Below are 1,488 nucleotides of genomic sequence, written 5' to 3' on the forward strand. Positions count from 1 at the left end.
CAATGGATGATTACAGTGTTTTAAAGGGAGGTTTGGAGAGCGGTGAAGAGATTAAGAGCAGGCCTATTAAAACTATGATCAATCAGATAGAGGAGAAGATTGATAAGGCTGCCAGAGAGAACCGCGAGATTGATAGAGAATTATGGGATCTTCAGGTAGAAAAGAAGAAGGATAGGAAAGAGTTTCATGGTTCCTTTATATTGAATATAATTAGGGATGATATACAGTTTCTTATTAGGTATATGCTGAATCAGAAAGATGTGCATAATACAATATTAAATGCATGTGCAATATTTTTTATCGCAATATATGTATGTGTAACTGCAGGGTGGTTGTATCTGTTTACAAATCCTAGTCTTGGAATGGTCATTGATTGGAATTATTATGTGAGCATTATGTTATTAACTGCAGTTATTCATGTCTGGATTTATGCGTTCCTTAAGAATATCAGATCAATAGATACGCTAAATGATTTATACAAGGGAGAAAAAAATAGTTATCATGTAAAAATCCTGCCGGATGCGAAGAACCTTATATGGCCGTTTCCTTGGACAAAAGGATGTAGTGTAGTTGAGGTGGTTATTAAAGCACTTTTTACTATCCTTTGGGGAGTTGTATCATACGTTATATTATTTTCATGCAGTAAACTGAAGTTATTTGATCCGGCAACCAATAATTATATTGGTATTTATGTTGCGATGGCATCAAAGGTGCTACTGAAAATAGGCTTGGTTCTCAACTATGTATCCTATTATTCCAGCGTGGCGTTCTGCTTTTTTACACGTGAAATAGCTAATGCGGAAGATTTAGAATGTGATACAAGGATTCCATGGAATTCAAAGTATTTAAGGGATTTATTACATGTTTCGTCTAGATCATCGATGAGCTTTTTTGCTGTATCTATGATGTATTTATTGGCTGTCGTAGTTTGTATAATGCCGGGTGATAGATTCAAGGATATTGAGAATTTCAAGAATTATCTGATTCCATTATTGTCTGTGACAGTATTTCTTTGTGTGGTTTCATTTATTATTGTATCTTTTCTTCCAAAGGTTTTTTTAAACAGGCTTTTTAGAAAGTGGAAATATGATGCCATAGAGGAGCTTGAAAAGGATACGCAGACAGAGGAGCAAAGACGTATTACTGATAGTTCAATTTCGACAATATGGTCATCGAATCTGCCATATGTGAGGATGGAAGTTGCATCTGCGCTGTTGGCGTTTGGGATAGATGTTGCGTCGTTGGTTATAGGGATATTCAAATTGGTTGAGTGGTAAAAAATCGCTGCAAAGATTCTCAATCCCTGCAGCGACTAACATCATATTATTTTCTCATTGCCTTAAGTGCTTCAAGCTCTTTACGAAGCGCAGCATTCTCTGATTGGAGTTTGTTGCGTTCAGCCTCGCCTTCCATCAAGCCTTCCATCAAGCCTTCCTTACGGCCTTCTTCGACGCCTTGATGGTATAGTCTGACTTCCGGCAAATCCAA

The 1,488-nt window shown here is 37.0% G+C and carries 1 protein-coding gene; it reads left to right on the forward strand.

The features are described 5' to 3' along the window. Window positions 1-1,277: hypothetical protein (locus tag NXH67_RS00145; RefSeq protein WP_272795929.1), on the forward strand; the 1,277-nt coding region annotated here is incomplete at its 5' end. Window positions 1,278-1,488: the final 211 nt, after the last annotated feature.

Origin of the sequence: Butyrivibrio sp. DSM 10294 (genome assembly GCF_028539135.1) — a bacterium.
Lineage (GTDB): Bacteria > Bacillota > Clostridia > Lachnospirales > Lachnospiraceae > Butyrivibrio.